Below are 20,509 nucleotides of genomic sequence, written 5' to 3' on the forward strand. Positions count from 1 at the left end.
GTGTGGAGTCGGATGTCGCGAGACGGGTGGGAAGTGCGACCCGGCTACAACTAACGCCGGGTTCCCACAGCTCCGACACCCCTGTGTATACATAGGCCGCTGTGAACGGCCAAATCTCTCGCTTCTCGTTGCGAAGCGCCGATCTTCTGCATACAGTGGCGCTTGGCGGCTTTGGGAACGGAGGAGTGGGTGCGAGCATCCGATCGGGCCTATTCGACCCTCCGAAGCGAGATCGTCGAATGGATGCTCCCTCCCGGAACCGTGCTCGGCGAAGTCGAGCAGGCCGAGCGCCTCGGGGTCAGTCGCACGCCCCTCCGTGAAGCCCTCTCCCGGCTCGTCGCCGACGGGCTCGTTGCGCCGCAAGCCGGCCGCGGCCTCGTCGTGACCGACATCTCGATCGACAACATTCGCGAGCTCTTCGAAGTGCGCCGAGCCCTCGAAGAACAGGCGGCCCGCCTCGCCGCAGAGCGAGCCGATCGCGCGCTCTTCGCCACCCTCGAGGAGGAGTTCCACGCCGCCCCTGCGCTCCTCACCGGCGATGACCCTAAGCGACGCGACTACTACGACCTCGTCGCCCGCTTCGATGACGCCATCGACGCATCCGTCGCCAACCCCTACCTCGTGACCGCCCTCCGCTCCCTGCGCACACACCTTGTGCGCATTCGCAGGTTGTCGCGCGACGATGCCGAAAGACTTCGAGCCGCGGCATCCGAACACCTCCTGATCGTGCATGCGATCCGCCTCGGGGACCCCGACCTCGCCGCCCACGCCACCCACGTCCACCTCCACCATGCGCTCACCAGCGCGCTCGCCTCCGCCCGAGGCGTGCTCCGACCTGCAGAAGCCGAAAGGATCGCCCCGTGAAGAATCACGCCGTACGCGTTCACCCCAGCTCCGACGTGCTGGCGCGAGAAGACCAGCTCGCCTGGAAGCTCGCCGAGGTCGCTGCCGAGCGCATCGACGTCACCCCTGAGGTCACTGACATGGTCATCAACCGCGTCATCGACAACGCCGCCGTCGCCGCCGCCAGCCTCACCCGGGCACCCGTCGTCTCCGCTCGCGAACAGGCCGAACGGCACGGTCGCGTCGAGCCCGGCTCGACCGTGTTCGGCACGACGACGCGGGTCAGCCCCGAGTGGGCAGCATGGGCCAACGGAGTCGCCGTTCGCGAACTCGACTACCATGACACCTTCCTCGCCGCCGACTACTCCCACCCCGGTGACAACATCCCGGCGATCCTCGCCGTCGCCCAGCACACCCGCCGGAACGGCGGCGACCTGCTCCGCGGCATCGTGACCGGCTACGAGATCCAGATCGACCTCGTCAAGGCCATCAGCCTGCACCGACACAAGATCGACCACGTCGCCCACCTGGGACCAAGCGCCGCCGCCGGCATCGGCACCCTGCTCGGACTCGACACGGAAACGATCTTCCAAGCGATCGGGCAGGCCCTCCACACCACGACGGCCACCCGGCAGTCCCGCAAGGGCGAAATCTCCACCTGGAAAGCCCACGCCCCCGCCTTCGCGGGCAAGATGGCCGTCGAAGCCGTCGACCGGGCGATGCGCGGCCAGACCAGCCCCACCCCCATCTACGAGGGCGAGGATGGCGTCATCGCCTGGCTGCTCGACGGCCCTGACGCACGGTACGAGGTGCCCCTCCCCGAGCGTGGAGAGGTGCGCCGCGCCATCCTCGACAGCTACACCAAGGAGCACTCGGCCGAGTACCAGGCGCAGGCGTGGATCGACCTCGCCCGCAAGCTCGGCACCGAGCATCCGGAACTTCGCGACCCCCACAACGTCGCCGCCGTCGTGCTCCACACCTCCCACCACACGCACTACGTGATCGGCTCGGGCGCGGGCGACCCGCAGAAGTACGACCCCAACGCGAGCCGCGAAACGCTCGACCACTCGATCCCGTACATCTTCACCGTCGCCCTGCAGGACGGCCGCTGGCACCACGTCGACTCCTACGCACCCGAGCGGGCCCGGCGTGCCGACACGGTCGCACTTTGGAAGAAGGTGACAACCCTCGAAGATGCCGAGTGGACGCGCCGCTACCACTCGAACGACATCGCCGAGAAGGCCTTCGGCGGCCGCGTCGAGATCGAACTCACGGATGGCACGCGCATCGTCGACGAGATCGCCGTCGCCGACGCACACCCGCTCGGCGCCCGGCCCTTCGCGCGCGAGCAGTACGTGGGGAAGTTCCGCGCGCTCGCTGACGGCGTGCTCGCGCCGGAAGAGATCGAACGCTTCCTCGAGGTCGCCCAGCGGCTGCCCGAACTCACCGCCGATGAACTCTGCGGGCTCACGATCGACGCGGAACTCCCGCGCGCCACCACGACAGGGATCTTCTGATGCTGTACTCCACCACGACCCCCGCCGATAAGCGGAGCGGGCTGCGCAAGCGCCTCGCCACAGGGGAGCTTCTGCGATTCCCCGGTTCCTTCACGCCGCTGAGCACGCGGCTCATCCAGGAGAAGGGCTTCGAGGGCGTCTACATCTCCGGCGCCGTCCTCAGCAATGAGCTCGGGCTGCCCGATATCGGCCTCACGACGCTCAGCGAGGTCGCACAACGCGCGGGCCAGATCAGCCGGATGACCGACCTGCCCACCCTCGTCGATGTCGACACGGGCTTCGGCGAGCCCATGAACGTGGCCCGCACCATCCACGAGCTCGAGGATGCCGGCGTCGCGGGCGTGCACATTGAGGACCAGGTCAACCCCAAGCGCTGCGGGCACCTTGACGGCAAAGCCGTTGTCGACGAAGAGACGGCGCTCAAACGCATCCGTGCCGCCGTGAGCGCCCGCCGTGACCCCAACCTGCTCATCATGGCGCGCACCGACATCCGCGGCGTCGCCGGGTTGCCGGCCGCGATCGACCGTGCGAAGGCGCTCGTGGATGCCGGTGCCGACGCGATCTTCCCCGAGGCGATGGCCGACCTCTCCGAGTTCGAGGCGGTGCGCGCGGCGGTCGACGTGCCGATCCTCGCCAACATGACCGAGTTCGGCAAGAGCGCGCTCTTCACGACCGAGCAGCTGCGGGATGTCGGCGTCAACATCGTCATCTACCCCGTCACGCTGCTGCGCGCCGCCATGGGGGCCGCCGAGCGCGTGCTCGACACGCTTCTCGCGGAGGGCACTCAGGAGGCGGCGGTCCCCGACATGCTCACGCGGGCCCGGCTCTACGAGCTCGTCGACTACGCCGGCTACAACTCCTTCGACGAAGGGGTGTTCAACTTCACCGTGCCCGGGCGACACTGAGACGGGCATCCGCGACTAGAAGGAGCGTCATGACAGAAGAGATCCGCAAGGGACTCGCCGGTGTTGTCGTCGACACGACGGCGATCTCGAAGGTGAACCCCGAGAGCAACTCGCTGCTCTACCGCGGCTACCCCGTGCAGGAGCTTGCGGCGCAGTGCACCTTCGAGGAGGTCGCCTACCTGCTCTGGCACGGAGAGCTGCCGACACCCGGGCAGTTGGAGGAGTTCCAGGAGCTTGAGCGCCGGCTGCGACCCCTCGACCACCGCACGAAGCGGGTGATCGACGAGCTGCCCACGACCGCGCATCCCATGGATGTCGTGCGCACCGCGGTGAGCGTCATCGGGGCGACCGACCCCACTCTGCTGGAGCCGAACGGCATCGCCGACCGCAAGTACAACGAGGGCCGCGCCGTGTACCTGCTCGCGCAGTTGCCCGCCATTGTCGCGTACGACCAGCGCCGCCGCCGCGGCGAGGAACTCGTCGAACCGCGGGACGACCTCGGCTACTCCGCGAACTTTCTCCACATGACCTTCGGCGAGGTGCCCGAGGCGGTTGTCGTCGAGGCCTTCGACGTGTCGATGATCCTCTACGCCGAGCACTCCTTCAACGCGTCGACCTTCACCGCTCGCGTCATCACGAGCACCCTGAGCGAGCTCTACAGTGCGGTTGTGGGGGCGATCGGCGCGCTCAAGGGTCCGCTGCACGGCGGCGCCAACGAGGCCGTCATGCACGTCTTCGAGGAGATCGTCATCCCCGAGAGGGTGGAGGACTGGCTTGAGGAGGCCCTCGCCGCGAAGCGCAAGATCATGGGCTTCGGTCACCGGGTCTACAAGAACGGCGACTCGCGCGTGCCCACCATGAAGGCCGCGCTCGACACCCTCATCCAGCACTACGACCGGCCGGAGATGGCGGAGCTCTACGATCGCCTCGAGGCGGCGATGGATGCTCGCAAGGGCATCAAGCCCAACCTCGACTACCCGAGCGGGCCGGCGTATCACCTCATGGGTTTCGACACCGAGATGTTCACCCCGCTCTTCGTCGCGGCCCGCGTCGCAGGCTGGACGGCGCACATCATGGAGCAGATGGAGTCGAACGCGCTCATCCGGCCGCTCAGCGCCTACAGCGGGCCCGACGAGCGCCACGTGTGACGAGCCCCTGAATCTCGGAGGCAAACGGTGGCACGATGAAGAGATGACGATCCCCACCATCTCCCTCAACTCAGGCCGCGACATCCCCCAGCTTGGCTTCGGCGTCTTCCAGGTCGACCCGGCTGAGACGGAGCGCATCGTCAGTGAGGCGCTTGAGGCCGGCTACCGCCACATCGACACGGCGGCGATCTACGGCAATGAGGAGGGCGTGGGGCGCGCGATCGCGAAGTCCGGCATCCCGCGCGAGGAGCTCTTCATCACGACGAAGCAGTGGATCACGGAGCAGTCCGCTGACCGCTCGCGCGCCGCGATCGAGTCGAGCCTCGAGAAGCTCGGTCTCGAGAGCGTCGACCTCTACCTCATCCACTGGCCGGCGCCCGCCCACGGGCTCTACGTGGAGTCCTGGCGAGCGCTCGAGCAGTTCCAGTCCGAGGGGCTGACCGCTTCCATCGGCGTCTCCAACTTCCTCGTCCCCCACCTAGAGAAACTGCTCGACGAGACGGATGTCACACCAGCCGTCAACCAGATCGAGTTGCACCCGGCGTACCAGCAGCCCGGCGTCGTGGCGTTCTGCCGCGAGCAGGGGATCGCGGTCGAAGCATGGGCGCCGCTCGGCCAGGGCAAGTACCCGCTCTTCGAGGAGGCAGCCGTTGCGGATGCTGCGGAAGCTCACGGCAAGACCCCAGCGCAGGTCGTCATCCGCTGGCACCTGCAGAGCGGACACATCGTCTTTCCCAAGTCGAACCACGCGGAGCGCATGGCCGAGAACTTCGACGTCGTCGACTTCGAATTGAGCGAGGGTGAGGTCTCGGCCATCACCGCCCTCGAGCGTGACGGTCGCGTGGGCAGCCACCCCGAAGACTTCAACTAGAGTTCTCTTCAGCACCATCCCCTCCGATTGGCGGCCGATGTCGGCCCCGAGCCGAAAGCCCGCATGCCCACTCGCCCCACGAGCATCCTGTTCCTCTCCCTCATCGGTCTCCTCGCGGGATTCTTCTCGGGCCTCTTCGGTGTCGGCGGTGGCGTCATCATCGTGCCGCTGCTCGTCATGCTGCTGAACTTCCAGCAGCGCCGGGCAAGCGGAACCTCTCTCACGGCGATCCTGCCGACCGCGATCGCCGGCTCGATCGGCTACGCCGTCAACGGCGACGTGGACTGGGTCGTTGCGGGGTGCCTCGCGTTCGGCGCCATCTTCGGCTCGATCATTGGAACGTCGCTCCTCGCGCGCATCCCGCAACTGTGGTTGCGCTGGGGCTTCATCGGCTTCCTCGCGGTCATGGCGGTGAGCCTCTTTGTGACGGTGCCCGATCGCGGTGGCAACGTCGAATACACGGTCGTGACGATCCTCGGTCTCATCGGGGTCGGTCTCTTCACAGGCATCCTGTCGGGCCTTCTCGGCGTGGGCGGCGGTGTAGTCGTCGTGCCCATCATGATCTTGGTGTTCGGCATGGGCGACCTGGTGGCGAAGGGGTCCTCGCTGCTCATGATGATCCCGACATCAATCACAGGCACTCTCAACAACGTGCGCAACGGCAACAGCGACCTACGGGCGGCAGCCGTCATCGGGCTCTTCGCGATCCCCGCATCGTTCGGCGGCATCGCGGTTGCGGGGCTCGTGCCGCCGCAGGTCGCGAGTATCCTTTTCGGTCTGTTCCTCGTATTCACTGCAGTGCAGTTGGCGATGCGGGCGATACGCCAGGCTCGAGAGAACCGCTCCTAGGGCTGAAGTCGCTCGTGCGACCAACCGTCGTCGCTGCGCGCGTAGCGCAGGCGCCGGTGCAGGCGATGCGCGGTGCCGTGCCAGAACTCGATGACATCGGGCTCCAGACGGTAGCCGAACCAGCCTTCCGGGCGCGGCAGCGGGGTTGCGGATGCCGCGAGCTCCGCCGCCCGCACCACGAGGTCGGTCGGGTCGTCGAGCGGTTCGCTCTGGCGGGACGCGATCGCGGAGGCCTGTGAGGCGATAGGGCGCACGGCGAAGAGCGCGTCGGATTCCTCCACGCTGAGCCGCCGCACGGCGCCCTCAAGGCGGAGCTGCTGTTGCGTTTCCCGCCAGTAGATGCTCATCGCCCCGCGCGGCCTGGCCGCGAGCTCGCGCCCCTTGCGGCTTGTGCTCGTCGTCGTGAACGTCACCCCGCCCGCGTCAACCCGCTTGAGCAGCACCATGCGGTTGGAGGGCGACCCCGAGGCATCCGTCGTCGCGAGGGCGGCGGCGAGGTACTCGGGGATTCCGAGCCGCTCGGCGCGCTCGAACCACTCGAGCAGGAGAGGGCCGGGGTCGAGTGGCGGCAGGTCGAACTCGGGGAGAGTGAGGTCGGGTTCGCCTGGGGCGGGGGCGGGCACATCGCTCATGCGCCCATGCTAGGTCGGGCGTAGCGTGGACAGCATGGCGAATCGACTGGCGAATGCTGTGAGCCCCTACCTGCGCGGCCACGCCGACAATCCCGTGGACTGGTGGCCGTGGGGCGACGAGCCCTTCGCGGAGGCCCGGCGGCGCGACGTGCCCGTCATGGTGTCGATCGGCTACGCGACCTGCCACTGGTGTCATGTGATGGCGCGCGAGAGTTTCAGCGATCCGGAGATCGCCGCCGTACTCGCGGAGCGTTTCGTCTCGGTCAAGGTCGACCGGGAGGAGCATCCGGATGTCGACGCCTCGCACCTTGCGGCGGCGAGCGCCTTCACGCAGCAGCTGGGCTGGCCGCTCACGGTCTTCGTCACGCCGGAGGGGCGCGCCTTCTATGCGGGCACCTATTTTCCGCCCCGACCGGTGCAGGGGCATCCGTCGTTCCGGCAGATCCTCGACGCCGTGCACGATGCGTGGGTGAACCGGAGGGCGGAGGTTGAGCAGAATGCCGCGGCCGTCGCGCAGGCGATCGCCGCGTCATCCGCCGTCGAGCCGGGCGAAATCCCCACCGACTTGGCCCCCGTCGTCGCGAATCTCGCCCAGCACGAGGATGCCGAGTTCGGCGGCTTCGGCGCGGCCCCCAAGTTCCCCGTCGCGCCCGTGCTCAACTTTCTGCTCTCGACCCCAGCGGGCGAAGAGCTAGGGCGTCGCACTCTGGAACTCATCGCCGCCTCGCCCCTGCGCGACCCGGTCGAGGGCGGCTTCTTCCGCTACGGCACGATGCGCGACTGGTCGGATCCGCACTACGAGCGCATGCTCTACGACAACGCGCAGCTGCTCGACGCCTACACTCGCACGGGCGACCTGGAGACGGCGAGCGGCATCGTCGGGTTCCTCACGAGCGTCATGCAGCTGCCGAGCGGGGGGTTCGCCTCGGCGCAGGACAGTGAGAGCGTGATCGACGGGCAGCGCTCCGAGGGTGGCTACTACCGGGCGGATGCCGCGGCTCGCGCCTCCCTCCAGCCGCCCGCCCTCGATGAGAAGGTGCTCGCCGGCTGGAACGGACTCACGATTGGCGCCCTCGCTCACGCAGCCTTCGTCTTCGACCGGCCCGAATGGGCGGATGCCGCGTGCCGCGCCGCCGACCACCTGCTCGACTTCCACGTGCTCGGTGCCGATTCGTCGAGTGGCCGCCTCGTGCGCGCGTCGATCGAGGGTCGCCGTTCCGACGCGGCCGCCACGCTCGAGGACTACGGCATGCTCGCGGGCGGACTCCTGCGCCTCGCCCTCACGACGGGCGAGGCGCGCTACGCGAGCGCCGGGCGACGCCTGCTCGACGCGACGCTGGGCGCGGGCGGTTTCACGGTGCCCGGCGGGGTTGACCCGACCCTTCGCGCCCACGGGCTCGACGTTGCGGGGGACCCCTCGGAGGGCGCCTACCCGTCGGGAGTGAGCGCCTGCGCGCATGCGGCGCTGACCCTCCACGAGCTGACGGGGGAGGCGCGGTACCGCGAGGCGGCTGCGGCCGCGGCATCCGCCGTCGTCGGATACGCGCAGGCCAACCCCGTGGCCTTCGGCGCCAGCTGGGAACTCATGGCACGGCTCGCGGGAGCGCACGAGCAGCTCATCGTGGTGACGCCGTCACGTCCCGACGCGTCAGAACTCACCGCAGCTGCCCGCCGGCACCCTGCCGCGCTGGCCGCCGTCGTGACGGAGGGGGAGGCATCCGCGCTGGCCGAAGCGGGCTTCGCGCTGTTCGAGGCCCGCACGACGATCGAGGGCCGGGCGACCGCCTACCTGTGCCGGGACCTCGTCTGCCGGCTGCCCGTGACGGATGCCGCGGCCCTCGCAGACGCGTGAGGCCGCTACTTGACGCTTCCGCTTGTGAGCCCCTCGACTAGCCACCGCTGCATGACCGTCGCGAGCGCGAAGAGCGGCAGGATGCCGATGACCGCGGCCGCCGCGATCTTGCCCGTGTGGGCGAGGCGCTCGCCGAGAAAGAGCGAGAGCACGACGGTGAGCGTCTGCGAGTCGGCGCTCTGCGTGAGGAAGGTCGCGAGCAGGAACTCGTGATAGTTGAGGATCGCGACGATGATGCCGACCGCGACGAGGGCCGGGGCGACGAGCGGCGTGACGATCGACAGCAGCACGCGCCAGGAGCCGGCGCCGTCGAGCTGCGCCGCCTCATCGATTTCGATCGGCAACTTGCGGATGAAGCCCTCGAGCAGCCACACGGCGACCGGAATGTTGACGAGAGCGTAGACGATCGTGAGACCGGCGAGGGTGTTGGCGAGGTCGAGGGTGCGCAGGAGGGTCATGATGGGGATGACCGCGACGATGGGCGGGAGCAGCCACGGGCTCATGAGCGTGGCGGCCAGAGTGCGGCCGCCCGTGCGGTAGCGCACGATCGCCCAGGCGCCCGGGAGAGCGAACGCAAGTGTCAGGGCGGCGCCCAGCACGGCGGCGATGAACGAGTTGAGGATGGCGCGCGGGATGGGGGAGCCCGCGAGGACATCGGCCCAGTTCTGCCACTTCGGGTCAGCGCTCACGACGATGCCCGAGGTGATCTCGGCCCTGTCCATGAGCGACACCGACACGAGGTAGAGGAGCGGCACGAGCGTGAAGACGAGGCCGACGGCGAGCGTCGCGGTGGCCAGGCCAGAGCGACTGTTAACGGCACTCTGACGGGCGATGCGGGCGAGAGTCACTGCTGGAGCCTCCGGGTGATGACGGCGACCGGGATCGTGACGAGCGTCACAACGAGGGCGAAGAGGAGGGTGATGGCGGCCGCGCGGCCCACGTCGAACTGCTGCAGCGCGGCCTGGTAGATCAGGTAGGAGGGGGTGGTGGTCGACTGGCCGGGACCGCCCGAGGTCATGAGCACGATGAGGTCAAAGGCCTTGAATGCGATGACGAGCCTGATGAAGAACACCGCCCCGATGACGCCGCGGATCGCCGGGAGGGTCACGTGGGCGAAGAGGCGGATGCCGTGAGCCCCGTCGAGGGCGGCGGCCTCGCGCACCTCGGGGTCCATGCCGAGGAGCGCCGCGAAGACGAGGAGGGTCACGAGGGGAGTCCACTCCCACACGTCGGCGATCGCGATCGCCGGCAACGCCCAGTCGGTCGACGACAGGAGCGAAAGAGGAGGACCTGAGTAGCCGAAGAAGCGCGTGACGGTGTCGAGCAGGCCCCCCGAGGGGTTGAAGATGAGCTTCCAAACAATGCCGACGACGACGGGCGGGGTGATGAGCGGCAGCAGGAGGAGAGTGCGCACGACCGAGCCCGCGCCCACCGTCCGGTGGAGCGCAACGGCCACGGCGACGCCCAGGGTCACGCTTACGACCGTGACACCCGCGGCATAGACGCTGCTTCGCACGAGGGAGGCGACGACATCCGTGTCGGCGATCGCCCGTGTGATGTTGTCTGCGCCTACCCATTCTTGGAACGGTCTGCCCAGACTCGACTCACTCAGGGCGGCGGCGATGATGAAGAGGAGCGGGAAGGCACCGAGCACGAGCAGCGAGAGCACGCTCGGGGAGACGAAGATGCGATGCGCCCAGGCGCTCCGCCGCCGCGACGAAGGACGTCGCGACGGCGGAACCTCAGCGGTGCGGGGTGCAGCCGGCGGCGGGGCCGCCGGGCTGTGTTCCGCGGGCCGCGAGAGGGTGGAGCTGTCAGCCAAGGAGCTCTTCCCATTCGCTCTGCACGCGGTCGAGGGTCTCCTTGGCGGTGCCGTCGCCCGCGAGGTACTTGGCGAGCTCGTCGACGAGCACCTGGGCGGCCTGGCCTGCGTTCTCTCCCGTGGGCCACGCGAGAGCACCGCTCAGGGTCGCGCGGTTGACCTCCTGCAGCTCGGGGTACTGCTCGCCGTAGCTGTCGCTCTCGAGCGAGCTCACGCGGTTGGGGTCGATGCCCGTTGGCGGCAGGGAGGTGAGGAGCGCCTCGTTGACCTCCGACGACGAGGCCCACTTGATGAAGTCCTTGGCGAGCTCGGTCTTGTCGGTGTTTCCCGCGATCACCCAGGTGAAGCCGGCGACGAGCGATGCGCGGGACTCAACGGATGCGTCGCCGACGGGGAGCGTCACGACACCCCACTTGTCCGCCACGAGCGAGCCCGTGTTGGGGTCCTGCGAGCCGACGCCGAGGTCTGTCCAGTTCTCGATGAAGGCGACCTTGCCGTTGAACCAGGCCGCGTTGCCCTCGCCGAATGCCGTCTCGGCCGGCGTCGGGAGAGCGTGCTCCGAGATGTCGCGCAGCGACTCGGCGGCCGCGATCGCCTCGGGAGAGTTGATGGAGGGCTTGCCGTCGGCGCCGACGAACTCCCCGCCGAAGCCGGCCAGTCGATTGGCGAAGCTGGCGCCGAGGATGAGCGGCGACTTCTGGCCGAACACGGCCGCGCCATAGACGCCGTTCGCGCTCTCGTTCTCGGTGATGGCCTTCGCCTGGGCGACGTATTCGTCCCACGTGGCAGGCGGCTCGGTGAAGCCGTTCCGCTCGAGGATCTCCTTGTTGTAGAAGAGCACATGGGTGTCGCCGTCGAAGGGGAGGCCATAGCGCTTGCCCGCGACGAGCGTGTACGGGTCGTAGATGTCGGGGATGAAGTCTTCGGTGTCGATCTCGTCGTCGGACTCGATCCACTCGCTGAGGTCCTGGATCGAGCCGTCCGCCGCGAGGTCGCCGATCGAGACATACCAGGGGGCGGCGACGTCGATCGTGTTGGCGCCCGACTGCTGGTCGAGGCTCAGCTTGGCCCCGATCTCGTCGTAGGGCACGATGACGGGGTTGATGCTCACGCCCGTCTTCTTCTCGTACTCATCCTTCAGCCACTGCGAGGCGCCCTCGTGCGAGGAGATGAGCAGCACAGTGAGTTCCTCATCGCCAGCTCCCGTCTCTCCCGATGCGGGCGAGGTGCACGCGGAGAGCGCGAGCGCGCCGACGGCGGCGAAGGTGAGGGCTGTCCACGTGGCGGGACGGGGTGATCGTGACATCGGTGCTCCTGTATCGGGTCGGACGCTGTGAGAAGTGACCACACGCTATTCGGCTGCGCATCCGGTCCGTTCCTGTGTGTCGCAGCGTGACCTTCTGTTGCGTTGCGTGACGCCGTGTTGCGCCACTGTTACGTGCAGTGCGGACCGAGCAGGGCGGCGGCGGTAGCGTCCTGCCACCGGCGCACATCGGCGCCCCGATCACCACCTTGAGCACCAGGAGTCACCGTGTCTTCGCGCATCATCCTCAACGCCTTCGACATGGCCTGTGTCACGCACCAGGCGCCCGGCCTGTGGCGGCACCCCGACAATCGCGCCCACACCTACACCTCGATCGAGTACTGGACGGAGCTTGCTCAGCTGCTCGAGCGCGGGCGCTTCGACGCACTCTTCCTCGCCGACGTGCTGGGCACCTACGACGTCTACCGCGGTTCCGCCGCGGCGGCATTGCGTGACGCCGCCCAGGTGCCGCTCTCCGACCCTCTCCTCGCCGTCTCGGCGATGGCAGCCGTGACTAAGAATCTGGGATTCGGCGTGACGGTCGCCCTCACCTACGAGCAGCCCTACCTCCTCGCCCGGCGCTTCTCCACGCTCGACCACCTCACACGGGGCCGCATCGGCTGGAACGTCGTCACGTCGTACCTCGAGAGCGCTGCCCGCAACCTCGGGCTCAAGAAGCAGATCGCCCACGACGACCGATACGCGCTCGGCGACGAGTTTCTCGATGTCACCTACAAGCTGTGGGAGGCGTCGTGGGAGGACGGTGCCGTCATTCGCGACCGGGAGCGAGGCATCTACACCGACCCGAGCAGGGTGCACCCCATCGGGCACTCCGGCGAGTTCTTCGATGTGCCGGGCATCCATCTCTCCGAGCCGTCGCCGCAGCGCACGCCCGTCATCTTCCAGGCCGGCGCATCGCCGAAGGGTCAGGAGTTCGCGGCCAAGCACGGCGAGGCGATCTTCATCAACGGCATCCGCCCCGAGCTCACGCGCAAGACGACCGACAAGATCCGCGACCGCGCCGAGGCGCTCGGCCGCCCCCGCGACTCCGTCAAGATTCTCACCCTCGTGACCGTGATCGTCGCCGAGACGGATGCGGAGGCCCAGCGCAAGCATGCCGAGTACCGCGACTACGTCAGCCCAGAGGGCGCCCTTGCGCTCTACGGCGGCTGGTCGGGGCTCGACCTGTCGCAGTACGGCGAGGACGAGGCGCTCGCCTACGTTGACACGGATGCCGCGCGCTCGGCGCTCTCCATCTTCACGACGGCGGACCCCGACAGCAGGTGGACCCCCGCAGACATCGCGCACTACGTCGGTATCGGCGGCATCGGCCCCGTCATCGTCGGCAGCCCCTCGACGGTCGCGGATGAGCTCGAGCGCTGGGTCGATGTCGGGGGCGTTGACGGCTTCAACCTCGCCTACGTCGTCTCGCCCGGTTCCTTCGAGGAGTTCGTCGAACTGGTCGTGCCCGAGCTGCGCAAGCGTGGCCGCACCTGGGACGACTACGAGGGTTCGACACTGCGCGAGCGCCTCAGCGGCTCTCCCGTCGTGCCCGAGTGGCATCCCGCGCACCGTTACCGCGGCTCGCTCGTCGGCGGGCCGACGGCGGACGACACGACGCTCCCGGCCGCACGCATCCCCGCCGCCCTCTGATCCACGCCCCGGCACCTCAAGGAGACATTCATGACTGACACGACCGTGACGCCCACCCGCGAGCTCGCCAGGAACTACTACACGGGCACCGCGAGCGCCGAGGAACTCGAGCGCTGGAGCGCTATCGCGCAGGCGGCCGCCGACGAGCTCGCCGTAGACGCGCTCGAGCGGGACCGCGCCAACGTCGACCCGCGCCGTGAACTCGCACGGCTCAAGGAGCTCGGCCTCGTCAACCTGCTGCACCCCGCCGAGTTCGGCGGCGGGGGAGCGCACTGGGAGACGGCGTTCAAGGTCGTGCGCATCCTCTCCCGCGTCGACTCCTCCGTCGCCCAGGTGCTCGCATACCACTACATCAACTCGAGCAACATCGGGTTCCAGGCGCCCGCCTCTGTGCAGGCGGACTGGTTCCGGCGCACGGTTGAGGGCGACTGGGTGTGGGGCGACTCCGTCAACCCCGTCGACCCCGATGTCGCGCTCGTGCGGGAGGGTGACCACTACGTCCTGCGCGGCTTCAAGCGTTTCTCGACCGGCTCGACCGCGGGGGAGGTGCTTCTCGTCAGCGCCGTCATCGAGGGAGGCGAGCTCGACGGTGACGCCGTGCTCCTCGTGCTGGAGAGCGGCCGTGAGGGCATCGAGTATGCGGGCGACTGGGACTTCCTCGGCCAGCGGCTCTCGGCAAGTGGTTCCGTGCGCTTCAACGACGTGCGCGTCGATGACGGTGACCTTCTCGCCGTCCAAACGCTCGAACCGTTCGCCAATCTCATCACCCCGGGCATCCAGCTCTTCTTCGGCAACATCTACCTCGGCCTCGCCGAGGGCGCTCTCGCCCGCGGCCGCGAGCTCACCCTCGCGCGTCGCAACTCCTGGTTCCTGAGCCAGGCCGAGACCTATGCGCGCGACCCCTTCGTGCAGCGGCTCTACGGCGAGTTCGACTCGCAGGCCGCGGCTGTCGAGGCGCTCGCCGATCGGGTGGGCCGCCAGTTCGACGAGGTCGTAGGTCTCGGCACGGCGGCCCAGCCGAAGCACCGCGGCGCGATCGAGATCGCCGTCGCCCGACTCAAGGTCGTCTCCTCCGAGCTCGGCACCGACCTCACCAATCGCATCTTCGAAGCGACCGGATCGAGCTCGGCGAAGTCGAGCATCGGCTTCGACCTCTACTGGCGCAACATCCGCACCCACTCACTCCACGACCCGGTCGACTACAAGAAGCTCGAGGTCGGGGCCCACTACCTGCTCGGCGAACTGCAGCCGATCTCGCTCTACACCTGAGGCAAACGATCGTGACCGAGACGAACACCACCAGCCCTCAGGCCACGACGCTCCTCGAGCGTTTCCGGCCGCTCTTCGAACGCATCGCGCGGGGAACCGTCGAGCGCGAGCAGAGCCGCACGCTCCCGCGAGATCAGGTCGCGTGGCTCGCGGCGGCGGGCTTTGGCGCGGTGCGCCTGCCTGTCCATGCTGGCGGAGCTGGCGCAACCGTCGTCGAGCTCGCTGAGCTGCTCACGGAACTCGCGCGGGCCGATTCCAACCTTTCGCAAATCTTCCGCGGCCACTTCGCGTTCGTGGAGGACCGCCTCGTCGCCCCGCCGAGCGCGTCGCGGGACGAGTGGCTCGCGCGCTTCGCGGCGGGCGAGATCGTCGGCAATGCCTGGAGCGAGACGGGCCCGGCGACCGTCGGCACGCTCGGCACGCGACTCCTGCAGCGCGACGGCGCCTGGCGGCTCTCCGGCACCAAGTTCTACACGACGGGAAGCATCTTCGCCGACTGGATCGACGCGACCGCGACGCGCGAGGACGGCGTCGACGTGACAGTACTCGTGCGAACGGCTGCGCCGGGCGTCGAGATCAGCGACGACTGGGACGGCATCGGCCAGCCACTCACGGGCACCGGCACGATCGTCTTCGCTGACGTCGAGGTGGATCCTTCGCGTGTCTTCCTCTTCGAGGATCGATTCCGCTATCAGACGGCCCTCTACCAGCTTGTGCTCCTCACGGTGCTGGCGGGAATCGCCCGAGCGGCTGCGGATGACACGGCGCAACTCGTCTCGACCCGGTCACGCGTGTACAGCCACGGCGCCGCCTCGCTCGCGCGCGAAGATCCGCAGATCCTCGCTCTCGTCGGTGAGGTCGCATCCGCCGCTTTTGTCGCGCAGGCCACCGTCACCCGCGTCGCCGCCGCGATCGACGCAGCCCACGCGACCGCCGCCGACCGTGACTCCGAGGCAGACCGAGCCGCGAACATCGAGGGCGTCAGCGCAGGGTCAGGTCGTGCTCACACGCCTCGTGACGGAGGCGAGCAGCAAGGCCTTCGATGCGCTCGGAGCATCCGCACTTCGTCGGAGCCTCTCGTTCGACAGGCACTGGCGAAACGCGCGGGCTGTGTCTTCGCACAACCCGACCGCGTATAAGGCGCGTATCGTCGGAGACTGGGAGGTCAACTCCACACCGCCGCCCTTCATTTGGGCAATCGGCGCCTCGACGGCACACGCGAAAGAACCAGAGTGAACACAACAGTTTCCTTCGATCAGTCCACTTCCGACGTCCACCGGCCCTACACAGCGGCCGACGACCGCTACACGCGATTCCCCTACCGCCGAGTGGGGGAGAGCGGCCTCCTGTTGCCGCCCATCTCCCTGGGGCTTTGGTACAACTTCGGCGACAACCGCCCCTTCGATGTGCAACGCGAGATCCTCCGCCACGCCTTCGACCGCGGCATCACGCATTTCGACCTCGCCAACAACTACGGCCCTCCCGCGGGCTCGGCCGAGGAGAACTTCGGTCGGATGCTGCGGCGCGACTTCAAGCCCTACCGACACGAGCTCATCGTCTCGTCAAAGGCGGGCTGGGCGCAGTGGCCGGGGCCGTACGGCAATTTCGGATCGCGCAAATACTTGCTCGCGAGCCTCGAGGAGTCGCTCGAGCGACTCGGCACCGACTACGTCGACATCTTCTATTCGCACCGTGTCGACGATGCGACCCCGCTCGAGGAGACGATCGGCGCTCTCGACGCCGCCGTGCGGCAGGGCAAGGCCCTCTACGTCGGCATCTCGTCGTACTCGGCCGAGCGCACGCGACGGGCCCAGGAGATCGCGCGCTCCCTCGGCACGCCCCTCGTCATCCATCAACCCGCCTATTCGATGCTCAACCGCTGGGTCGAGCCCGAGTTGCTTCCGGCCCTGCGCGAGCTCGGCATGGGGTCGATCGTGTTCACGCCGCTCGCCCAGGGGCTGCTCACGGGCAAGTTCCTCGCCGACCCTGAGGCCGGTCACGCGACGAAACGCCCCTCATTCAACAATGCCCAGGTCACCGACGACATGCTGCGCCGGCTTCGGGGGCTCAACGAGATCGCGGAGCGCCGAGGCCAGACGCTTGCGCAGCTCGCGCTCGCATGGCTCCTGCATGACGGGCGCGTCACCTCCGCCCTCATCGGGGCGTCGTCCGTCGCCCAGCTCGACGAGAACCTCGGCGCTCTCGACAAGCTGGAGTTCAGCCAGGAGGAGCTGCGCGAGATCGACACCTTCGCGGTCGACGAGCGCCGCATCGACATCTGGGCGCAGTCTTCGACGCTGTGACGGGTGGGCGGGCATGGTCGCCCTCGGTGTGGCTCAGCCGGCTCATAGCTCGCCGTCTCTAGGCTGGCACGACACAGTTCTGAGAGGGTGACCATGCACTGTCCCGTTGATTCTGCCGTCCTTGTCATGTCGGAGCGCAGCGGCGTCGAGATCGACTACTGCCCGCAGTGCCGTGGGGTATGGCTCGACCGCGGCGAACTCGATAAGATCCTCGACCGCGCCGCAGGCCAGCCCGCGCCCGGCCAGTCCGCACCCGCCCAGGCCCCCGCGCCCCAGCAGCGCGGTGGCTTCCCCATCCCGGGCATGAACCCGGGCTACGACCGGGGCTACGGACACGACGGCTACAAGCGCCGCAAGAAGGAGTCCTGGCTCAGCGAGCTCTTCGACTAAACCGCGCCGTCACCAGCCCCGGGCACGCCACTCCTCGAGGTGGGGGCGTTCGGCGCCGAGCGTCGTGCCCAGCCCGTGCCCAGGATGCACGAGCGTTGCGTCGTCGTACACCGCGAAGAGCCGTTCCGTGACGTCGCCCAGGAGTGAGGCGAAGCGCTCTGGGTCGCCCTGCGTGTTGCCGACACCGCCGGGGAACAGGCTGTCTCCCGTGAAGAGGTGCGTCGGCCCCGCCGGGTCGCCGTAGGCGAGCGCGATTGAGCCGGGAGTGTGCCCGCGCAGGGGGATGGCGGTGAGCGACAGGCCGTCGAGCTCGGCGGCGTCGCCATGGTCGAGGCGTATATCGATGCCGGTGCCCGTCGCATCCTCAATCGCATCAGCATCCTCGGACCCCGCCGCGGTGAGCGCACCCGTCGCGGCGGCGAGCTCGGCGAGGGCGCGCGTGTGGTCGGCGTGCCGGTGCGTCGTGATGATGAGGGAGAGCCGTGTGGGCTCGGGGGAGTCCCTGCGGGCCTCGCGAAGCATCCGTTCGATCGCGGACATGTCGTCGGCCGCATCGATCAGCAGCTGGGCGCCCGTCGCCTTCGCCGTGAGGAGGTACACGTTGTTGTCCATCTCCGAGACGGCGATGCGGCGAATGACGACGTGCTCGAGGTCGTGCAGAAGGGTCATGCCACCGAGACTACGACGATGGCCGCGCCGTCATGGCAGCACAGTCGCGCCGATGGGGCCCGGGTTGAACGCGACCTCCCAGCGGAAGCCGTCGGGGTCGGCGAAGTAGCCCGAGTAGCCGCCCCACTCCCTGCGTGCGGCCTCCGCGACGATGTGCGCCCCGGCGGCGCGGGCGGTTTCGAGCACGGCGTCGACCCGCTCCTCGCTCGCGACATTGTGCGCGAGCGTCACCGGCGCGGGGCCGCGGGACACGGGGCCGATCTCGTCCTCCGCGTGCGCGCGATCCCAGAGCGAGAGCATGAGGCGCTCGCCGACCCGAAGCATGAGCACCTCGCCCTCGACGAGGAGCTCGGGCCGCCAGCCGAGCCCGGTCACGTAGAAGTCGCGGGCTCGAGCCACGTCGTCGACGACGAGGGTTACGAAACTGAGTCGCTGCTCCATGACCGCATACTGCCAGCATCCGCCGACAGCGGGAGGTGCGCTACGCGATCGCCTTGCGCGAGCTGATGACGCCCGTGTCGAAGCCGAGCAGGTGCAGCCCGCCGTGGAAGCGGGCGTGCTCGACCTTGATGCAGCGGTCCATGACGACGGTCAGGCCGTTCTCCTCGCCGTAGCGGGCGGCCTCCTCGTTCCAGATGCCGAGCTGCACCCAGATCGTCTTAGCGCCGACCGCGAGTACGTCGTCGATGACCGAGGGGATGTCGCTCGCCTTGCGGAACACGTCGACGATGTCGGGCACCTCCGGCAGCGACGCGAGGTCGGGGTAGGCCTTCTGGCCGAGGATCTCGTCCGCGTTGGGGTTCACGAAGTACACGCGATAGTCGCTCGACTGCAGCAGGTACGTGCCCACGAAGTAGCTCGAGCGCGCGGGGTTGGGCGAGGCGCCCACGATAGCGATCGACTTCGCGCGGCGCAGGATGCCGAGGCGCTCCTTGGCGGTCGGTCCCGTCCACGTGCGCTGCGACTTGAGCAGCTTCGCGAGGGGCGACGACGCGGGGATGCTGCAGCTCAGGCCGTTCGCCAGCTGCACGGTTTCGTTGTCGCTCATGCTCAGGCTCCCTTCAGCGCGGCGTCGAGCGCCTGGTCGAGATCGTAGATGATGTCGTCGACATCCTCGATGCCGACGCTGATGCGCACGAGCCCCGCGCCCACACCACCGTCGATCAACTGCTGCTCGGTGAGCTGAGCGTGGGTGGTGGAGGCCGGGTGGATGACGAGGGTCTTCGCGTCGCCGATGTTGGCAACGTGGCTCGCCAGCTCAACTGACTCAATGAACTTCTGCCCGACCGCACGGCCGCCCTTGAGCCCGAAGCCGAAGACGGATCCGGGGGTGCCGCCCAGGTACTTCTTCGCCCGCTCGTGGTGCGGGTGCTCCTCCAGTCCGGCCCAGTTGACGTACTCGATGCGGTCGTCGGCGCGCAGCCACTCCGCGACGGCGCGGGCGTTGTCGACGTGCGCCTGGATCCGGTAGGGCAGCGTTTCGACGCCCTGCGCCAGGTTGGCGGCGGATGTCGCGGAGAGCACTGGCCCCACATCGCGGAGCTGCTCAGCCCGCAGTCGCGTGAGGAACGCGTACTCGCCGAAGTTGCCGTACCAGTTGAGTCCGCCGTAGTGAGGAACGGGCTCGTCGAACTGGGGGAAGCGGTGCCCCGACCAGTCGAAGCGCCCCGACTCGACAACGACGCCGCCGAGCACGGTGCCGTGTCCGCCGAGGAACTTGGTCGCCGAGTGGGTTACGACGTCCGCACCCCACTCGATCGGCCGGCAGAGGTACGGCGTCGCGACGGTCGAGTCGATGATGAGGGGCAGGTCGTGCGCGTGGGCAACCTCCGCGAGTCCCTCGAGGTCGGCGACGTCACCCGAGGGGTTCGCGACCGTCTCGGCGAAGATCAGCTTGGTGTTCTCCTTGATCGCGGCGGCATAGTCTGCCGGGTCCGCGGACTGGATGAACGTCGTCTCGACGCCGAAACGCCGCAGCGTGACATCCAGCTGGGTGATGGAGCCGCCGTAGAGGTTGGCGGAAGCGACGATGTGGTCGCCGGCCCCGGCGAGCGAGGCGAAGGTGATGAACTGCGCACCCAGGCCGCTCGCGGTCGCGACGGCGCCGAGGCCGCCCTCAAGGCTCGCGACCCGCTCCTCGAAGGAGGCGACGGTCGGGTTGGAGACGCGACTGTAGATGTTGCCGTACTTCTGCAGGGCGAAGCGGGCGGCGGCATCCGCGCTGTTGTCGAAGACAAACGCAGAAGAGTTGTAGATGGGAAGCGCGCGCGAGCCGCTCACCGCGTCGGGGATGTTGCCGGCGTGGATTGCGCGGGTCTTGAAGCCCCAGTCTCGATCGGTGCTGCCACGATCGGTGCCGGGGGCGGTGCTCTCGGGGGTGCTGTCAGCCATAGGGCACAGGCTATCCGAGCATGGCATACCCGCTGTGCCGCGTTACGCCCTGTTGCGCGGGATGAACGCACAGGCCGGAGTGCGTCGGGGAC

Annotated in this window: 20 protein-coding genes and 1 pseudogene; 13 read left to right on the plus strand and 8 right to left on the minus strand. The window is 68.4% G+C overall.

The window, feature by feature from the left end; genetic code table 11:
• The first annotated feature begins 189 nt into the window (after nt 1-189).
• The 6 genes from OH146_RS11365 to OH146_RS11390 all read left to right on the plus strand — a co-directional run bounded on the left by OH146_RS11365 (nt 190) and on the right by OH146_RS11390 (nt 6,133).
• Nucleotides 190-864, plus strand: a complete 675-nt coding sequence (locus OH146_RS11365) for a GntR family transcriptional regulator (RefSeq protein ID WP_265161664.1) — start codon at nt 190-192, stop codon at nt 862-864.
• Entirely contained in the window at nt 861-2,360 is a 1,500-nt protein-coding gene (locus OH146_RS11370) for an MmgE/PrpD family protein (protein ID WP_265160851.1), read from the plus strand. Before OH146_RS11365 ends, OH146_RS11370 begins: the two co-directional genes overlap by 4 nt.
• A complete protein-coding gene (gene prpB / locus OH146_RS11375; protein ID WP_265160853.1) occupies nt 2,360-3,265 on the plus strand; it encodes a methylisocitrate lyase in 906 nt (301 codons plus the stop codon). Before OH146_RS11370 ends, prpB begins: the two co-directional genes overlap by 1 nt.
• 29 nt (nt 3,266-3,294) lie before the next feature.
• Nucleotides 3,295-4,413 carry a bifunctional 2-methylcitrate synthase/citrate synthase gene (locus OH146_RS11380; protein WP_265160855.1) on the plus strand — a complete coding sequence of 373 codons (1,119 nt, stop codon included), beginning with the start codon at nt 3,295-3,297 and terminating at the stop codon, nt 4,411-4,413.
• A 43-nt stretch (nt 4,414-4,456) separates the two neighbouring features.
• On the plus strand, nt 4,457-5,284 hold the full coding sequence (locus OH146_RS11385; RefSeq protein WP_265160857.1) for an aldo/keto reductase: 828 nt from the start codon (nt 4,457-4,459) through the stop codon (nt 5,282-5,284).
• Nucleotides 5,285-5,347: 63 nt separating this feature from the next.
• Nucleotides 5,348-6,133: a sulfite exporter TauE/SafE family protein gene (locus OH146_RS11390; RefSeq protein WP_265160859.1), complete on the plus strand. Its 786-nt coding sequence runs from the start codon at nt 5,348-5,350 to the stop codon at nt 6,131-6,133.
• Here OH146_RS11390 and pdxH read toward each other — a convergent pair.
• Nucleotides 6,130-6,765 carry a pyridoxamine 5'-phosphate oxidase gene (pdxH, locus tag OH146_RS11395; RefSeq protein ID WP_265160862.1) on the minus strand — a complete coding sequence of 212 codons (636 nt, stop codon included), beginning with the start codon at nt 6,763-6,765 and terminating at the stop codon, nt 6,130-6,132. The two genes, OH146_RS11390 and pdxH, sit on opposite strands and share 4 nt — an antisense overlap.
• A 34-nt stretch (nt 6,766-6,799) precedes the next feature.
• Between pdxH and OH146_RS11400 the strand changes: the two genes are divergently transcribed.
• Entirely contained in the window at nt 6,800-8,617 is a 1,818-nt protein-coding gene (locus tag OH146_RS11400; RefSeq protein WP_265160865.1) for a thioredoxin domain-containing protein, read from the plus strand.
• 5 nt (nt 8,618-8,622) lie between these two features.
• On the opposite strand, the gene OH146_RS11405 is transcribed toward OH146_RS11400, so the two are convergent.
• The 3 genes from OH146_RS11405 to OH146_RS11415 are packed head-to-tail and all read right to left on the minus strand — an operon-like array spanning nt 8,623 to nt 11,745.
• Nucleotides 8,623-9,465: a carbohydrate ABC transporter permease gene (locus OH146_RS11405; RefSeq protein ID WP_265160866.1), complete on the minus strand. Its 843-nt coding sequence runs from the start codon at nt 9,463-9,465 to the stop codon at nt 8,623-8,625.
• The gene (locus OH146_RS11410) at nt 9,462-10,439 is read right to left on the minus strand and encodes a carbohydrate ABC transporter permease (RefSeq protein WP_265160869.1); all 978 of its coding nucleotides are present in this window, start codon (nt 10,437-10,439) and stop codon (nt 9,462-9,464) included. The genes OH146_RS11405 and OH146_RS11410 overlap by 4 nt, the downstream gene beginning before the upstream one ends.
• Nucleotides 10,432-11,745, minus strand: coding sequence for an ABC transporter substrate-binding protein (locus OH146_RS11415; protein ID WP_265160871.1), 1,314 nt, complete (start codon nt 11,743-11,745; stop codon nt 10,432-10,434). The genes OH146_RS11410 and OH146_RS11415 overlap by 8 nt, the downstream gene beginning before the upstream one ends.
• A 225-nt stretch (nt 11,746-11,970) precedes the next feature.
• Here OH146_RS11415 and OH146_RS11420 point away from each other — a divergent pair, with 225 nt between their 5' ends.
• The 6 genes and pseudogenes from OH146_RS11420 (at nt 11,971) to OH146_RS11440 (ending at nt 17,357) form a co-directional block, all read left to right on the plus strand.
• The gene (locus OH146_RS11420) at nt 11,971-13,395 is read left to right on the plus strand and encodes an LLM class flavin-dependent oxidoreductase (RefSeq protein ID WP_265160874.1); all 1,425 of its coding nucleotides are present in this window, start codon (nt 11,971-11,973) and stop codon (nt 13,393-13,395) included.
• A gap of 30 nt (nt 13,396-13,425) precedes the next feature.
• Nucleotides 13,426-14,664 carry an acyl-CoA dehydrogenase family protein gene (locus OH146_RS11425; RefSeq protein WP_265160877.1) on the plus strand — a complete coding sequence of 413 codons (1,239 nt, stop codon included), beginning with the start codon at nt 13,426-13,428 and terminating at the stop codon, nt 14,662-14,664.
• 11 nt (nt 14,665-14,675) lie between these two features.
• Nucleotides 14,676-14,969: pseudogene (locus tag OH146_RS14020) on the plus strand (acyl-CoA dehydrogenase family protein); the annotation flags it as partial.
• A gap of 451 nt (nt 14,970-15,420) precedes the next feature.
• Nucleotides 15,421-15,900 (plus strand): hypothetical protein, encoded by a 480-nt coding sequence (locus OH146_RS14025; protein ID WP_308214963.1) that lies wholly within the window; start codon nt 15,421-15,423, stop codon nt 15,898-15,900.
• Nucleotides 15,897-16,967 (plus strand): aldo/keto reductase, encoded by a 1,071-nt coding sequence (locus OH146_RS11435; RefSeq protein WP_308214958.1) that lies wholly within the window; start codon nt 15,897-15,899, stop codon nt 16,965-16,967. Before OH146_RS14025 ends, OH146_RS11435 begins: the two co-directional genes overlap by 4 nt.
• Before the next feature lie 93 nt (nt 16,968-17,060).
• Complete coding sequence (locus tag OH146_RS11440) at nt 17,061-17,357, plus strand: TFIIB-type zinc ribbon-containing protein (protein ID WP_265160880.1); 297 nt, start codon at nt 17,061-17,063, stop codon at nt 17,355-17,357.
• 9 nt (nt 17,358-17,366) lie between these two features.
• Here the strand turns inward: OH146_RS11440 and OH146_RS11445 are convergent, their stop codons facing one another.
• The 4 genes from OH146_RS11445 to OH146_RS11460 are packed head-to-tail and all read right to left on the minus strand — an operon-like array spanning nt 17,367 to nt 20,417.
• Nucleotides 17,367-18,026, minus strand: a complete 660-nt coding sequence (locus tag OH146_RS11445) for an MBL fold metallo-hydrolase (RefSeq protein WP_265160882.1) — start codon at nt 18,024-18,026, stop codon at nt 17,367-17,369.
• 30 nt (nt 18,027-18,056) lie between these two features.
• Nucleotides 18,057-18,467, minus strand: a complete 411-nt coding sequence (locus OH146_RS11450) for a VOC family protein (RefSeq protein WP_265160885.1) — start codon at nt 18,465-18,467, stop codon at nt 18,057-18,059.
• 40 nt (nt 18,468-18,507) lie between these two features.
• The gene (locus OH146_RS11455; RefSeq protein WP_372508498.1) at nt 18,508-19,074 is read right to left on the minus strand and encodes a CoA-binding protein; all 567 of its coding nucleotides are present in this window, start codon (nt 19,072-19,074) and stop codon (nt 18,508-18,510) included.
• 2 nt (nt 19,075-19,076) lie between these two features.
• On the minus strand, nt 19,077-20,417 hold the full coding sequence (locus OH146_RS11460) for an O-acetylhomoserine aminocarboxypropyltransferase/cysteine synthase family protein (protein ID WP_265160888.1): 1,341 nt from the start codon (nt 20,415-20,417) through the stop codon (nt 19,077-19,079).
• Nucleotides 20,418-20,509 lie beyond the last annotated feature (92 nt).

It is taken from the genome of Homoserinimonas sedimenticola, assembly GCF_026094475.1.
GTDB classification, from domain to species: domain Bacteria; phylum Actinomycetota; class Actinomycetes; order Actinomycetales; family Microbacteriaceae; genus Homoserinimonas; species Homoserinimonas sedimenticola.